The organism is Desulfitobacterium sp. LBE (assembly GCF_007830365.1).
GTDB lineage: Bacteria > Bacillota > Desulfitobacteriia > Desulfitobacteriales > Desulfitobacteriaceae > Desulfitobacterium > Desulfitobacterium hafniense.
On the sequence record NZ_VLKD01000001.1, the window covers coordinates 3,358,914 to 3,372,017 of the forward strand.

Genomic DNA, 13,104 nt, shown 5'->3' on the forward strand with positions numbered 1-13,104 from the left:
GTTTAGAGAAAAAAATGCCAGGATAGACCTAAGATTCAGGGCTTTTTACAGGTGATACTCCTTTATACGAAGGAATTTGCACGGTTTTTCTGGCTACACTGACACTCATCCCCATCTGCTTCAGACTTGAGGCTTCCAGCTTTGTGAAATAATCCAGGAGTTGATCCTGATTCCCGCTGGCGAGGATCTCATAAGGGACTCCTTCCGTTCGAGTGATGGGGACTTGATTAATCAGTTTCGTGTTGGTCCCACTGTAAACGATGGCGCTGGAAGCAACAACCCGCTGACCATTAATGCTGATTGCTTCCGCTCCGGCAAACTTAAGGGTATTGATTATTTTGAGCAGATTTTCGTTGCTCATCGGAAGCACGACTTTATGTTCCTGTTGCCGGTCATCAATGGTAATCACGATTCCCGGACCTTGGACATTCACCGTACCCTCCATCATCCGATAGCGGTCCAACTCGGCGAGAAGGGCCGGACTGGTTCCTCCTTGGGTACGGGCTTCTTCCAACTGGGCTGTCAGGGCTGCGTGCTGCTCCTGGAGCAGTTTGTTTTCCTCTTGCGCTTCAGCCAGAAAATCTCTGGCGGAAGCGGCCCTTTGTGCTTGAATTCTCTCCAGTTCCACCACGCTTTTTTGAGTCTGCATTTGCAGCGTGAGTAAGAATCCTAAAGCTAAGGCCACCAAAGTCAAGGGTATGGCCAGGGTACGCTTCTTCATTATTTCGCCTCCTTCATAGGTTCAGAGTAGCGAAATTGCTGAGTCTTGCCTGCCGGTATAATCAGGGGCTCCGTGGGCACCTCGAGTTTTCTTGTGATTCCATATTGTTCCTGATACTCGCCTAAGCGATCCCAGAAATAAAAGTTCAAGGCCGACTGCAAGTAGTTCACATCCCCTACAGCTTCAATCACATAGGGGGGCATTTGGCGGGTCTGACCAATCTGAATGAAGGCTCCGCTGCAGAAAATTTCTGTATTGCCTGTAATCCGCTGTCCATTGACCGAGATAGCTTCAGCTCCGCCGTGCCAGAGCAAATTGACAATCGTGCGGATATATTCTTCGTGAACCAGGTAGTAATAGATATCCTCGTTATTGATATCCCGATCCTGTGCATCGTCAAGCGTAATTCGTATGCCGGGTCCGGTGACCTTGGTCAGCCCGGCATTGCGTTTCGCTGCGTCCAGCTGTTCGAGTATGACTTTAGACGCATTCTGACCCTCTTGAAATTTAGATAAGTCTTCTTTAAGTTTGGTAATATCATTTTTCAATTGCTCGTTTTCCTGGCCGATTTGAATAAGTGAAGCTAGGGTTGTATCTGTTCTCGCAGTGGATCCTGCCGCCCCTGTAGTTTTCAATAAGGATATGAAGAGAATGCCTAAAATCAGGCTGGCCACCGTAAGCATCATTTTGCCGTTTTTCGGCAAGTTCATGGCTAATACACCTCTAACTCTTATCAAGAATTATTTTTTGAAAAAGGACACCGAAGTCGGTGCCCTTTTTCAATTTACTCTCTATTTTACTCGCTGAGCCACTCTTCCCCAGCTTTGCGATAGTCACAAAGCTCTTCGGGTCTAAAATAGAGGGCAATCTCCCGTTCTGCACTGGCTACAGAATCTGAGCCATGAATCACATTGCGGCTGATATCCATGCCAAAGCTGCCGCGGATAGAGCCGGGATTGGCATTGGCAGGGTTGGTGGCTCCCATCAGTTCCCGAGCCAGAGCCACGACATTTTTGCCTTCCCAAACCATAGCCACCACCGGAGAAGACATAATATATTGAACTGTGGGCTCAAAAAAGCTTTTCCCTTTGTGCTCTGCATAATGTTGCTCGGCCAAAGCCTGATCAACACTCATAAGCTTCATTCCTACCAGTTTGCACCCCTTTGCTTCAAAGCGTGCGATAATTTGCCCAACCAACCCCCGCTGTACAGCATCAGGCTTGAGCATGATGAAGGTCTTTTCCATAATATCCTCCCCTAGTCAATCTTATTTTTTTCTTCTTCTAAGGTTGACCCGCTCAATCCCTCGGCTTCCGTCCTGCCTTCTTCCTCCACGGAGGTCTCCCCTGTGGCGGGAAGAAGATCATCATGTTCCGTTGTATTATTTTCAGTCTCCGACGGCTCCGGGACTTGTGCGGTTTCCACTGGTTGATCAAAGCGGGCCATCAGCTCGGCAAATTCCTTGGCTTCGATGGTTTCTTTCTCCATCAAAGTCTGGGCAATCGCGTTAAGCTTATGCATGTTCTCCTGAATAATGGTCTGCGCCTTCAAATAGCATTCATCGATCATCCGGCGCGCTTCTTTATCGATGGAGTAAGCCACCGCTTCACTATAATTGCGATCCCGGGCAATATCCCGGCCCAGGAACACCTGACCTTCCTTCTGTCCAAAGGTAAGGGGTCCCAGCTCCTCGGACATTCCCAGTTCAGTAATCATCTTGCGGACAAGACCGGTAGCCCGCTCCAAGTCATTGGAGGCTCCGGTGCTGATCTCATGGAGAACCAGGGCTTCTGCCACCCGCCCCCCTAAGAGCATGGTGACCTGATCCAACAAATGAGACTTTGTCATATAGTTGCGATCTTCCTTAGGCAGGAGCAGGGTATACCCGCCGGCCCGTCCCCGGGGAATAATGGACACCTTGTGCAAGGGATCCGTATGGGTCAGCATTTCTCCCACTAAAGCATGACCTGCTTCGTGATAAGAAACCAATTTCTTTTCATAGTCACTGATGACCCGGGCCTTTTTCTCCGGTCCGGCGATAACCCGTTCCACAGAATCCTCCAGAGCATTCATTTTAATCTCTTTTTCATTGCGGCGAGCAGACAGCAGGGCCGCTTCATTGACAAGGTTGGCCAGATCCGCTCCGGTAAATCCCGGCGTGCGGCGGGCTAAGACATCCAGCTCCACATCGTTGTGCATGGGTTTGCCTTTAACATGGACTTTTAAGATCTCCTCACGGCCTTTGACATCGGGAACATCCACCACTACTTGGCGGTCGAAACGCCCCGGCCGCAACAAGGCGGGGTCGAGAATATCAGGGCGGTTGGTGGCCGCGATAATGATGATGCCTTCATTCCCATTAAAACCATCCATCTCAACGAGCAGCTGGTTCAGGGTTTGTTCCCGCTCATCATGGCCGCCTCCCAGACCGGCGCCTCTTTGCCGGCCTACCGCGTCGATCTCGTCGATAAACACGATACAAGGGGCATTCTTTTTGGCTTGTTCAAATAAATCACGTACCCGTGATGCTCCCACCCCGACGAACATCTCCACAAAGTCCGAGCCGCTGATACTGAAGAAAGGAACCCCCGCCTCTCCTGCCACAGCCCGGGCCAAAAGGGTCTTACCGGTTCCGGGAGGGCCAAAGAGCAGCACTCCTTTGGGAATTTTAGCTCCCAACTCATTAAATTTCTTAGGGAACTTGAGGAATTCCACAACTTCTTCAAGCTCTTCCTTCACCTCGTCGGCTCCCGCCACATCGGCAAAGGTCACCTTTTTCTTTTCATCCGTCACCAGTTTAGCCCGGCTTTTCCCGAACTGCATGACCCGGTTGCCGCCCCCTTGGCTCTGCTGCATCATAAAGAAGATAAAGCCGCCGATTAACAGGAAAGGCAGTACCGTGGTGATCAAACCGGCCCACCAAGGAGTGGTGACCGGCGGATTGACCCGCACGTTAACTTTATGCTCGTTCATTTGCGCAGACAGATCAACATCCTTTGCTTCACCGAGCACTACATATTGCTGACCGTCTTTGGTTTTAACTTCATAGGTATTGACATTATCATCGGTACTGATTACAACTTCTTCAACCTGACCCGTAACCACCGCCTCATAAAATTTGGTGTAATCCATATCCAAGGGCTGAGTCGCCGGTGGGTTGGCAAATCTTATGAGCATAATCGCAATGAGAATAATCAGTAAATAAACAGCAGCGTTTTTGAAAAATTTCAAACGTCTGGTCCTCCCCTCTTCTGGAAAAAAATGTCCCATCATACAAAGACAATATTACATATTATACCACGAAAAAGCCCCTTTTACAACGAACCCAGCCTTTCTTCTTCCTTCCCTTTTCGTGATTCATCCATTGCCGGCTTCAGCATTTGATAAGAACGCCGACAGCTCCCTTTCCCTGTTCAATGGGATAGCGATCTCCCCTCTTCACTCCGGGTATCCAGAGAATTTCATTGCCCATGGCCAGGAGAGGAATCACCGGTCGGTGCTTAGCCGGAACTTTGGCATCCTGGAAGACTTTTTTCAGGGATTTATGCCCTAATCCTGCAATCCACAGGCAGTCTCCCTCCTGCCGATACCGCCATTGCAGCTTTTCACTGTTTCGTATCAAGCCTGGCCCGTCGAAAAAGACTTTATCCACACATTGGCCCGGGTAATCATTGTCTTCTGCTTCTTTCTCCAGGCAGAAAAGACCAACCAGCCAATTCACCCCCGCCTCATCCCGCCAGGGGAGCCACTCACCCCAATGGGCGCCGACAGGCAAAGAGGGCAATAAGATATCCGGGGATTCATTAATAGACTGCCCCCAGTCCGCCCTTTGAAACCATACCCCTTGATAATCTATCCCAATGTTCAGCCCCGGCAGATCCTGGCTCCAGCCTACCTGGCCCTGGGAAGCCATCACCTGCTCCACATACTGAAAAGCTATTCCCCGGGGTTCTCCGGAAACCAGGGTGGCAGCTCTGCGAATCAATCGGGATAAAATAGCTTTGGGAAGTTCAAAGATTGTTCTGCGCAAACCCACCCTTTGCTCTGTGTCTAGGATGGCCCATCTCTTCCAGGCTGACTGGACTTCTTCTTCCAGGTATTCCTCATCCCAACGCAAAACTTCAGCCGTACGCCCTAAAGCCTCGATAATCTTAGGGTTATACTCCCGCTGAAGTTCCGGTAACAGCTGTAAGCGAATTTTATTCCTGACATAGATAGGTTCCTCATTAGAATGATCCAGGGCATAGGGTAACTTCTCATTTCGACAATATTCAAGGATATCCTCCTTGGTGACTGTAAGAAGTGGACGAATCAGCTTACCTTTTTGCGGATAAATTCCTGCCAATCCCGCTGTACCGCTGCCCCGCAGGAGGCGGTACAGTACAGTTTCCGCTTGATCCCCGAGATGGTGGGCTGTGGCCAGCAGGGTGCAATTTTCTTTCCTCATATCTTCCTGCCAACAGGCATAGCGCCATTCCCGGGCAGCCGTCTGAAAGGATTTTCCCACCGACTTAGCATAATTTTTGGAATCGAAACGATGAATAAGACAAGGGATTTCCCAATCCCTTGCCATATTTTGTACCATCTTCTCTTCATCATCCGATTCCTCACGCACCCCATGATGAACATGGGTTATAACGAGAGTAATCTTCTGCTCCTGCTTGTCCTGAATATAGCGCCACAATATATGGGCAAGAGCCACAGAATCCGGCCCTCCCGATACAGCAGCCAGAATCCGGGAGCCAGGCGCAATGAGCTGCGGCAATACCTGCTGCTTTAGTTTTTCATACAATGCCCCTTACCCTCCTTGCGGCTCAATGAAAAATGTTCTTTTTCACCACCAGGACAATTCCGTCGTCCGCCAGGTCGTTGCCGCTCATAGCCCGCGCTTCCTGCACGATAGCCTCGGCCAATTCCTGGGCGGTCTGGGGATGCTGGCGATCCAAGAATTTTTTCAACCAATCCTTCCCATCTTTTAGTATATCCTGAATTCCATCCGTAACAAGCACTAAATACTCATCCGGGCGTAATTTTTCTTCGATAACAGGAATCTCCACATGATTTAAGATCCCTACCGGCAGGCTGGAGGATTGAAACATATGGACTTTATCCTCGCGGACAATATAGGAGGGGCAGGCCCCCACTTTGATCAGCTTGAGATCATCGGACTCACAATCAAGGATACCAATATCCAAAGTAACAAAGCTTTCTTCCGGAGAGCGCAGAACCAAAATGGAATTCAACGCCTGAATGGCACTTTCCGGTTCAAAGCCTGTGGTCAGGAGCTGCTCCAACAGATTCAGGGCTGTGGAGCTCATCTTGGCCGCCCCTTCTCCCACTCCCATGCCATCACTGACGATGAAGGCATGCTGGGTCGGCGCAAAGGCCAAGGAGGCATAATTGTCTCCGGATATACTGTTCCCCTTCTTCGTAAAAGAGGCCACTCCCACATCCAAAAATTGCTTGCGCCGCCGGGCCAGGCTGGCCGGTTTGACCTGCTCCACATTGTGGCGGGCATTAAGTTCCTTGGCCAGATGCCCGATAACTTGGGAAACACTTTGAAATTGACGGGCCAAGGCTTCCTGATTGGCCGTCAGCCGGGAGCGCCAGGATTCTATGCTTTTTTCATGCTCCATAATAAACTGGACCCCCAGCAGCATTTCTTTAAGCTTCCCGCAATGCCGCTTCCATTCCACAGGGAGATTTTGAACATTAACTTTTTCTTCTTCCCGTTCTACCCATTCGAAGAGATTGAACAGCAAATGGTAGGTCCGATAAAACTCCCGGGTCCAGCAGGTGTCCAGGGTGGGGCAATTTTTGCAGACTCTTTCCACTAAAACATTCATCAGCTCCGGAATCTCCGGTTTGGATTTTCCTACTTCAGCCTCAGCCGCCTGAGCACTGTAGGCGATCTGATCAAAAATCTCCGCGACGGTCTTGACCTTGGTCACCGTGGACTCTACTTCCGGCATCGGCTTGTCCTTTAAAAAATCATGTTGGGAAGTGGTGCTGGGGAAAAGTGAAAAAAGCAACAGGCCAATACCTGACGATAATAACTGGGAATAAAGCACCTCCGGCTGGAGGTAGACAGTGAACATCAGGGTAATGCTCATAAAGGCCACACCAAGACCCAGTTTTCCCAGCTTCTGAAAAGCTCCGGTGCCAAAACCGGCCAGACCGTAAATTCCGGCAGCCATCAAATTCTGGGGATTAAACTCCAACTGAGGAAGAAAGCCCAACATAGCCCCCACCCCAGCTGCCGCCCCCGCACCAAAACGCTGGGCAATAAAAAGAATAAAAAAGCTCAGAACCACTACGGAGAAGTTAATCTCTTTAAACATGACGCCATGGAGCCCGCTCAATACCCCGATGAGAATGAGCAACCAGGCCATTCCCTGCTCACGGGTAAAGTTTCCCCGCCAGACCGCATCCTGATAGCGCAAAGCAAACCGGAAAACAACCGCCAGACCGCCATTAAGAATGCCGAGCACTGCGGCTTTCATTCCCAGCGAGACTTCAAATTGTCCAAAACTCAACACCGCCAGGGCAACACACCCCGTCACAAGGGCTGTGGAAATCCCCAGATAAAGACTCTCCCGCTTGTTGCCGCGCAGCCGGGGCACGAAAAGGCTCAGAATGAGCAGAGTCAGTAGAATCTGCAGCCCGGAGGCCAGGTCCTTCAGGAACAGGGAGCTCACTCCCGCCGTCACCCCCAGCAATCCCATCATGGTCCCTTTGCGTCCATGAAGCATTAGGGCTGCGCCAAAGGCTATCCCAAAGGGGTATAACCCCAGAATACTTCCGCGGGCTATCAGCAAACCTAATAAAAAAGGCCAAAAATGTCCCTCTAAAGTCAATTTTTCCTTGCGCAATCCCTGCTTAGTTTTCAACGTCGCCCATTCCGCCATGACCTCACCTCTTACCATATAATACCAACATTATACCTGATGGCTATGGCAAAGCTTGTCTAGGGAAGGCGGAGATTTGGATTACTTTTCGACTCATTTCCTGAATATTGCCTTAATCGTCCTCTTTTCACCCTCAACCTTCAGGATACTACAACAAAAAACCCTTCCTTCAAGATATAAAGAAAGCCCGGCTTCGCCGAGCTTTATACTTTCTGAGAGTGCTAAAAAGACCGCTTTGCAGCGGTCATTTATCTTAGAGAACGTTAGCTTCTAGTATCGGCTTGATCCTCTTCCCCCGCGCTTGGATTCTGTGGCACGACGGAATTCCAGTTGCCGTTCATCGCTATCCTTAATAAACTTGGCTAATTTATCCTCAAAGGATACGGTTGGCTGGCGACGTTCCCGCGTCGTATTTTTCGGGCTCGGATTAGCCTGTTTAATCGATAGACCAATTTTCCCTTTTTCATCGACATGGATCACTTTGACCTTAACACGGTCTTGTTCCTTCAAGTAGTCCCTAACATCTTTAACATATGCATCTGCAACTTCTGAGATATGCACGAGACCTGTGACTTTCTCGGGTAATTCCACAAAAGCACCGAAATTGGTAATTCCCGTTACTACACCCTCAACTATAGTGCCAACCGCAATGGCCATACGAAGCAAACTCCTCCTTGTGATGATTTAAGTCATTATTTTTATTATATCTGTCTGCTGAGAGGACTGTCAAGATAACAAGTCTTGAGAATCCTGACATTTTGTACTAAATCATAAGTATTTTATTCTGTTTTGGGCGCAATGCGAATTTCACCCTTACGGACTAACCCTAATTGCTCCCTGGCCAGTTGTTCAATATAACTGGGAGTATTCAACTGCAGAATCTCTTCCTCAAGAAGTTTTTGCTGCTGAAGCAAATCCTCCTTCTCTTGGTTGAGCTGAGCAATACTCTGATTTACTTCTTTACGAAGTTCATAAAGCTGATAAGCAGAACTTACTAATGCACAAAAGGCAAACAAGACGACAAGCGTGGATAAAGGCCGAAAAGGTTGCTTTCTGGTCTTGGGGCGGGACTCTTTAGTTGTCGGACTCTTCTTCGTCAAGATCAAACCCTCCTAGACCTAATTCAGCTTCCGGAATAATGCACACAATCTCATAGCCCTTCCCCTTAGCCCGATTAAGCAGGGTTGCCACGGAGCTGGGGCTGAGGTGCAATTTCTTGGCAATCTGTTCCTGTGACTTTCCACTTTCCTTTAAGATAACGGCTTGCCGTTCCCTAAAGCTCAGCTTCTCCAACCCCCGAATTTCTAAATGCACAGCATACACCTGTCTTATGCGGATTTTATGTCATTTGCATCCTCACAGAGGATAAGAAAGGGTCCATTATCCCTCCCCACAAGTTATCCACAACCTGTGCTTAACTTGTGGACAAAATATGGACAACCTGAGGACAGAGACACTACAAATTGTGGACATCTTCTATTATACAGATGCCCACCCCTTTAATCAACCTCTTCTGTTAATTTTACCCATTAGTCCTAGGCGGAAAGAGGCGTTCCCAAAAACTTATCATTGTTTTGCGGGTTTTTGTTAAAGGTTTGCCAAGGAAAGCCTCTGCTATACGAAAAACCAGGAGACTAAACCAACGTAAAACAGCGTAGGGGGGCCTCATGAGAACAGCCAGTACTTTAAAGGGGAACTTCAACACCAGCAGAATAAGTCCCAGGCACGCTTCAATGAAGCGGTAGCATTTAAAGAACAGCCAAAGGGTTATCCTGCTGAGAATTCGCGTATAAAGAAACAGCCCCAACACACTTCCCCACACAATATAAAACCGAAGATCCAAATGATTGGCCTTTAAAAAGAATTTAAAAAGCAGGAACAAGGCCACAGCAGAGAAGATCAAATCTCCGACCACGGTCATTACTTTTCCCCAGCCCAGCCATTTGCGAAGGGAGCGATAAAAATCAAAAACAAAGCCCACTGCCGCACCGGCTGCAACGACCCAAATCAAGGCTTCAAAGTCAGAAATCTTTCTCCCCCCTTTCCTCCCCCGCCCAACCGCTCATGGGGTATTTCTACTTGAGCATCTAACGGAAGATTTTAGCCCAAACATTTTGCCTCGATCCCGAATTGCGGGGATATACTAAAGCATCGATCAGCCCCTCCACCTCTACTTGCCCGGCCTTGAGATCCAGATGCTTGATGCCTAATTTCTCCCCTTTGATGCTCAGTACCCCTTGAATGGTTTCCAACAAAATTTCCTTGGGATCAAAGGACTGCACTTTGGATACCCCTGTCAACGAAAGGAATTGCCGATTATCCATGGCCAGCCGGTGATTGGATGGATTTTTTTCCATTCCTACCAGCCCTCCTTTTTCCATTTTTCTTCTTAAACTTTATTCTTGGCGGGGCTGATTTATGCCAGATCCGGGACAATATAAAGAAACAAGGCTCTGCTTCCGCCTCGTTTGCGAGGGGGAGAGGAGCCTTGTCTGTGGCCGGCTATTTCGCTTATTGGGGCTGTGTTTGGGGGACCTCGTCGAGCGCGCGGGGGCCCTGGGGAGATCTCCAGGATTTTGATTTACACCGGTCGCTCCATAAGCTGCGCGGACAAAACTAACGCGAAAAGCCCTCCGCTCCGAAAGGTGCCCGCCAAATCGCTCCTGCTCAATGGCGGGTTGGAAACGTCCTGTTTCCAACCTTCTCCGCTGCGTGCTTTTCGCGAAGTTTTGTTTCCGCTCGCTTAAATTCGCTTCCCTTGTGTTAAGCAAAATCCTTGGGCTGCATTCCGGGTCTGCGTGAGCAGGGCTTTATAGGAAATGCTGAGCAAGTTGCCCTACCCAAGCCGCTTTTTCCGTCTTTACCGACGCCGCTTGAGCGGCAGGGTCGGCGACCCTAGGCAAGGCTCTGCAGAAGGCCTGAGTGATCCCAAAAATCCTTCGCAAGAGCCTCACAAAGAGCCCAGCCTTCGGGTCTCGGACTTCCCCAACCTAATCCCCCCAGGGCTCCAAGGAAAAACTGAAAGGAAACCCGCAAGCAGTAGCTTTACGTGCAAAAGCGTACGGATTTAGCGGAGGGGCGGTCAGGTCAACGAGGCTTTCTTAACGTAGCGGAGCCACGGTTCACATGCAGAAACACTTATGAAATTTCATTTCACAGAGGGGAATGAAAATAGGCGAAGGCTTTTCCTAACAGCATTAAACTGAGATAATCATAGTAAGGTGGGTGCTGTTAGCCGTTTGCTTTATGGTGGATGATACCCCGATGCAGAAACTGGTTCCAACAACATTTAAGCACAGAAGATTGTGCCACGAGCACGGGTAAGAAATTTCAAGTAGGCTTGTTGTTGGACGCACTCACCTACGTTATTAGGAGGTGATCTTCAATGGATGCTATTCTGGAATGCTGCGCGGGACTGGATGTTCATCAAGAAACGGTGGTAGCCTGTATCCTCTTTGGTTCCTTGGAATCTAAGCCTAAAAAGACGATCCGGACGTTTAGTACGACCACATCTGACCTTCTGGCGCTTACCGATTGGTTGGAAGAAGAGAAATGCTCGCATGTCGCCATGGAAAGTACCGGAGTGTATTGGAAACCGGTTTGGAATATTCTTGAGGCAGGGTCGTTTCAACTGAGTTTGGCCAATGCTCAACGCATTAAGAACCTACCCGGGCGGAAAACGGACGTCAAAGATGCGGAATGGATTGCCCAACTTCTTCGAAGCGGATTAATTGAAGGAAGCTTTGTACCACCGGCGGAAATCCGTGATTTGAGAGACTTAACCCGATATCGGAAAAAACTCCTTCAGGATGCAACCCAAGAGAAAAACCGCATTCATAAAATTTTGCAGGATGCCAATATCAAGATCACCACCTATATTTCCGATATTTTCGGGGTTTCAGGACGCAATATTATGGAGTCCCTGATGGATGGAGAAGTGATTACCGTAGAAAAGCTTAACCAGATGGTGAAAGGTAAGGTTAAAAGCAAGATACCGGGTTTAGCGGATGCTTTAAATCATCGACTGCGGAGCCATCACCGGGACATGATTCGATATTCATGGAGTCACTTGAAGTTTTTAGAACAGAGCCTGATTAACGTGGAGCAGAAAATAAGTGAAAGTATGGCTCCATACCAGCAAGAGGTCGAGCTATTAACCTCAATACCCGGTATAAATCAGACGTCTTCAGCGATCATGATCGCTGAGTTGGGGGCAGATATGTCTGTCTTTCCTACAGATAGTCAGCTGTCTTCCTGGGCTGGAGTATCACCCGGCAATAATGAAAGCGCAGGTAAAAAAAAAGAGGGAGTGTTTCCGCAGGAAACAAAGCGTTAAAAGCGGTATTATGTGAATGCGCATGGGCTGCTTCTAAAGTAAAAAACTCTCGTTTATCCGCAACCTATTGGCGATGGGTTAAACGGATGGGTAAAAAGAAGGCTTTACTGGCTCTGGGCCATCTGGTTCTTCGGATTGCCTATCGGATTTTAGTGACGAGAGAAACCTATAGGGAACTCGGAACAGAATACATGATGGAGCGTGAGAGACAGAAGGAACAGCGTCTCATCAGACAACTTCAAGCAAAGGGCTATCAGGTTTTACAAGCCAACTGAAGAATAACCCAATGCAAAGTAGGAATCTATTTTCGTAAGAAAGCAGCGGGGTTTGGCGGGAGCTGTTAAGAAAGCGAGTGGACCAGCCCCGGAGCTATGGAGTACGCGTTGTGCGTAAAGCTACGCGACCCGAGCAAAAGCTTTCATCCTTACCCGCATCCCCTGGGCAACATGAGCGACATGAGAAGCACGAGCGGCCTTAGATCTCCTCTTGCCCCCCGCGCTTCTCATCCTTCAGCACCTCATAAAGCAGATGAGCCTCATTAGCCTTGGCACTGTTGGGTGTGGAAAGAACCCGCACTTCCAGAAGGTGGCGGGCCATCTCCAGGGTCACGATATCCCCTGGCTTAACTTCCGCCGACGGCTTGGCAATCCGGCCATTAAGCCGGATCTTCTCTCCTTCACAGATATCTTTAGCCACCGTTCGGCGTTTAATCAAGCGGGAAACTTTCAAATACTTATCAATTCGCATGGTCATCACCTCAAATATGGTGTTATCTCCAAATCGTCTATAGAGAAAAATCAGGCCCTGACGGACCTGATTTATTTCTCAAAAGCTCTATTGTTGAACAGCGTCTTTTAAAGCCTTTCCTGCTTTGAATCCAGGAACCTTGGAAGCCGGAATAACAATAGCTTCTTTGGTTTGAGGATTTCTGCCGGTACGTTCAGCACGATCTTTCACTTCAAAAGTACCGAAACCAACTAATTGAACCTTCTCGTTTTTTGCCAATGCTTCTTCGATTGAAGCAAAAACAGCGTTGACTGCTTTTTCAGCATCCTTCTTAGATACTTCAGCTTTTTCTGCAACAGCAGCCACTAAATCAGCCTTATTCAAAACGATTCCCTCCCAAATATGTATTGAGT

15 protein-coding genes are annotated in these 13,104 nt (G+C 48.7%); 2 read left to right on the plus strand and 13 right to left on the minus strand.

Annotated features, from left to right (window positions below; all coding sequences use genetic code 11):
• Positions 1 to 28: 28 nt before the first annotated feature.
• The 11 genes from DESLBE_RS15925 to yabP all read right to left on the minus strand — a co-directional run bounded on the left by DESLBE_RS15925 (position 29) and on the right by yabP (position 9,986).
• The gene (locus tag DESLBE_RS15925) at positions 29 to 721 is read right to left on the minus strand and encodes a DUF881 domain-containing protein (protein ID WP_144677519.1); all 693 of its coding nucleotides are present in this window, start codon (positions 719 to 721) and stop codon (positions 29 to 31) included.
• On the minus strand, positions 721 to 1,431 hold the full coding sequence (locus DESLBE_RS15930; protein ID WP_144677521.1) for a DUF881 domain-containing protein: 711 nt from the start codon (positions 1,429 to 1,431) through the stop codon (positions 721 to 723). The genes DESLBE_RS15925 and DESLBE_RS15930 overlap by 1 nt, the downstream gene beginning before the upstream one ends.
• Before the next feature lie 86 nt (positions 1,432 to 1,517).
• The gene (ndk, locus tag DESLBE_RS15935) at positions 1,518 to 1,967 is read right to left on the minus strand and encodes a nucleoside-diphosphate kinase (protein ID WP_015942599.1); all 450 of its coding nucleotides are present in this window, start codon (positions 1,965 to 1,967) and stop codon (positions 1,518 to 1,520) included.
• Between the two features lie 11 nt (positions 1,968 to 1,978).
• Positions 1,979 to 3,952: an ATP-dependent zinc metalloprotease FtsH gene (ftsH, locus tag DESLBE_RS15940; protein WP_018305656.1), complete on the minus strand. Its 1,974-nt coding sequence runs from the start codon at positions 3,950 to 3,952 to the stop codon at positions 1,979 to 1,981.
• Positions 3,953 to 4,094: 142 nt separating this feature from the next.
• Positions 4,095 to 5,513 carry a tRNA lysidine(34) synthetase TilS gene (gene tilS / locus DESLBE_RS15945; protein ID WP_015942597.1) on the minus strand — a complete coding sequence of 473 codons (1,419 nt, stop codon included), beginning with the start codon at positions 5,511 to 5,513 and terminating at the stop codon, positions 4,095 to 4,097.
• Positions 5,514 to 5,535: 22 nt separating this feature from the next.
• On the minus strand, positions 5,536 to 7,647 hold the full coding sequence (locus tag DESLBE_RS15950; protein WP_172625443.1) for a SpoIIE family protein phosphatase: 2,112 nt from the start codon (positions 7,645 to 7,647) through the stop codon (positions 5,536 to 5,538).
• A 252-nt stretch (positions 7,648 to 7,899) separates the two neighbouring features.
• The gene (locus DESLBE_RS15955) at positions 7,900 to 8,286 is read right to left on the minus strand and encodes a S1 RNA-binding domain-containing protein (RefSeq protein ID WP_005809726.1); all 387 of its coding nucleotides are present in this window, start codon (positions 8,284 to 8,286) and stop codon (positions 7,900 to 7,902) included.
• Positions 8,287 to 8,408: 122 nt separating this feature from the next.
• Positions 8,409 to 8,735, minus strand: a complete 327-nt coding sequence (locus DESLBE_RS15960) for a septum formation initiator family protein (protein ID WP_011458941.1) — start codon at positions 8,733 to 8,735, stop codon at positions 8,409 to 8,411.
• On the minus strand, positions 8,704 to 8,943 hold the full coding sequence (locus DESLBE_RS15965; RefSeq protein ID WP_015942594.1) for a sigma factor-like helix-turn-helix DNA-binding protein: 240 nt from the start codon (positions 8,941 to 8,943) through the stop codon (positions 8,704 to 8,706). The genes DESLBE_RS15960 and DESLBE_RS15965 overlap by 32 nt, the downstream gene beginning before the upstream one ends.
• Positions 8,944 to 9,151: 208 nt before the next feature.
• On the minus strand, positions 9,152 to 9,640 hold the full coding sequence (yabQ, locus tag DESLBE_RS15970) for a spore cortex biosynthesis protein YabQ (RefSeq protein ID WP_041271907.1): 489 nt from the start codon (positions 9,638 to 9,640) through the stop codon (positions 9,152 to 9,154).
• Between the two features lie 76 nt (positions 9,641 to 9,716).
• Complete coding sequence (yabP, locus tag DESLBE_RS15975) at positions 9,717 to 9,986, minus strand: sporulation protein YabP (RefSeq protein ID WP_015942592.1); 270 nt, start codon at positions 9,984 to 9,986, stop codon at positions 9,717 to 9,719.
• A gap of 1,028 nt (positions 9,987 to 11,014) precedes the next feature.
• Between yabP and DESLBE_RS15990 the strand changes: the two genes are divergently transcribed.
• Together DESLBE_RS15990 and DESLBE_RS27065 are read left to right on the plus strand one after the other, a co-directional pair.
• The gene (locus DESLBE_RS15990; protein ID WP_243131324.1) at positions 11,015 to 11,965 is read left to right on the plus strand and encodes an IS110 family transposase; all 951 of its coding nucleotides are present in this window, start codon (positions 11,015 to 11,017) and stop codon (positions 11,963 to 11,965) included.
• A gap of 86 nt (positions 11,966 to 12,051) precedes the next feature.
• Entirely contained in the window at positions 12,052 to 12,240 is a 189-nt protein-coding gene (locus tag DESLBE_RS27065) for a hypothetical protein (protein WP_243131325.1), read from the plus strand.
• 199 nt (positions 12,241 to 12,439) lie between these two features.
• Here DESLBE_RS27065 and DESLBE_RS15995 read toward each other — a convergent pair whose 3' ends face one another.
• Positions 12,440 to 12,712, minus strand: coding sequence for an RNA-binding S4 domain-containing protein (locus DESLBE_RS15995; RefSeq protein WP_011458940.1), 273 nt, complete (start codon positions 12,710 to 12,712; stop codon positions 12,440 to 12,442).
• Positions 12,713 to 12,799: 87 nt separating this feature from the next.
• Positions 12,800 to 13,075 (minus strand): HU family DNA-binding protein, encoded by a 276-nt coding sequence (locus tag DESLBE_RS16000; RefSeq protein ID WP_005814866.1) that lies wholly within the window; start codon positions 13,073 to 13,075, stop codon positions 12,800 to 12,802.
• Positions 13,076 to 13,104: the final 29 nt, after the last annotated feature.

Bases quoted from the DNA above. Each gene is read 5' to 3' on its own strand.
- DESLBE_RS15925 (WP_144677519.1), bottom strand. From the start codon at position 721: ATGAAGAAGCGTACCCTGGCCATACCCTTGACTTTGGTGGCCTTAGCT.
- DESLBE_RS15930 (WP_144677521.1), bottom strand. From the start codon at position 1,431: ATGAACTTGCCGAAAAACGGCAAAATGATGCTTACGGTGGCCAGCCTG.
- ndk (WP_015942599.1), bottom strand. From the start codon at position 1,967: ATGGAAAAGACCTTCATCATGCTCAAGCCTGATGCTGTACAGCGGGGG.
- DESLBE_RS15950 (WP_172625443.1), bottom strand. From the start codon at position 7,647: ATGGTAAGAGGTGAGGTCATGGCGGAATGGGCGACGTTGAAAACTAAG.
- DESLBE_RS15955 (WP_005809726.1), bottom strand. From the start codon at position 8,286: ATGGCCATTGCGGTTGGCACTATAGTTGAGGGTGTAGTAACGGGAATT.
- yabP (WP_015942592.1), bottom strand. From the start codon at position 9,986: ATGGAAAAAAATCCATCCAATCACCGGCTGGCCATGGATAATCGGCAA.
- DESLBE_RS15990 (WP_243131324.1), top strand. From the start codon at position 11,015: ATGGATGCTATTCTGGAATGCTGCGCGGGACTGGATGTTCATCAAGAA.
- DESLBE_RS27065 (WP_243131325.1), top strand. From the start codon at position 12,052: ATGGGTAAAAAGAAGGCTTTACTGGCTCTGGGCCATCTGGTTCTTCGG.
- DESLBE_RS15995 (WP_011458940.1), bottom strand. From the start codon at position 12,712: ATGCGAATTGATAAGTATTTGAAAGTTTCCCGCTTGATTAAACGCCGA.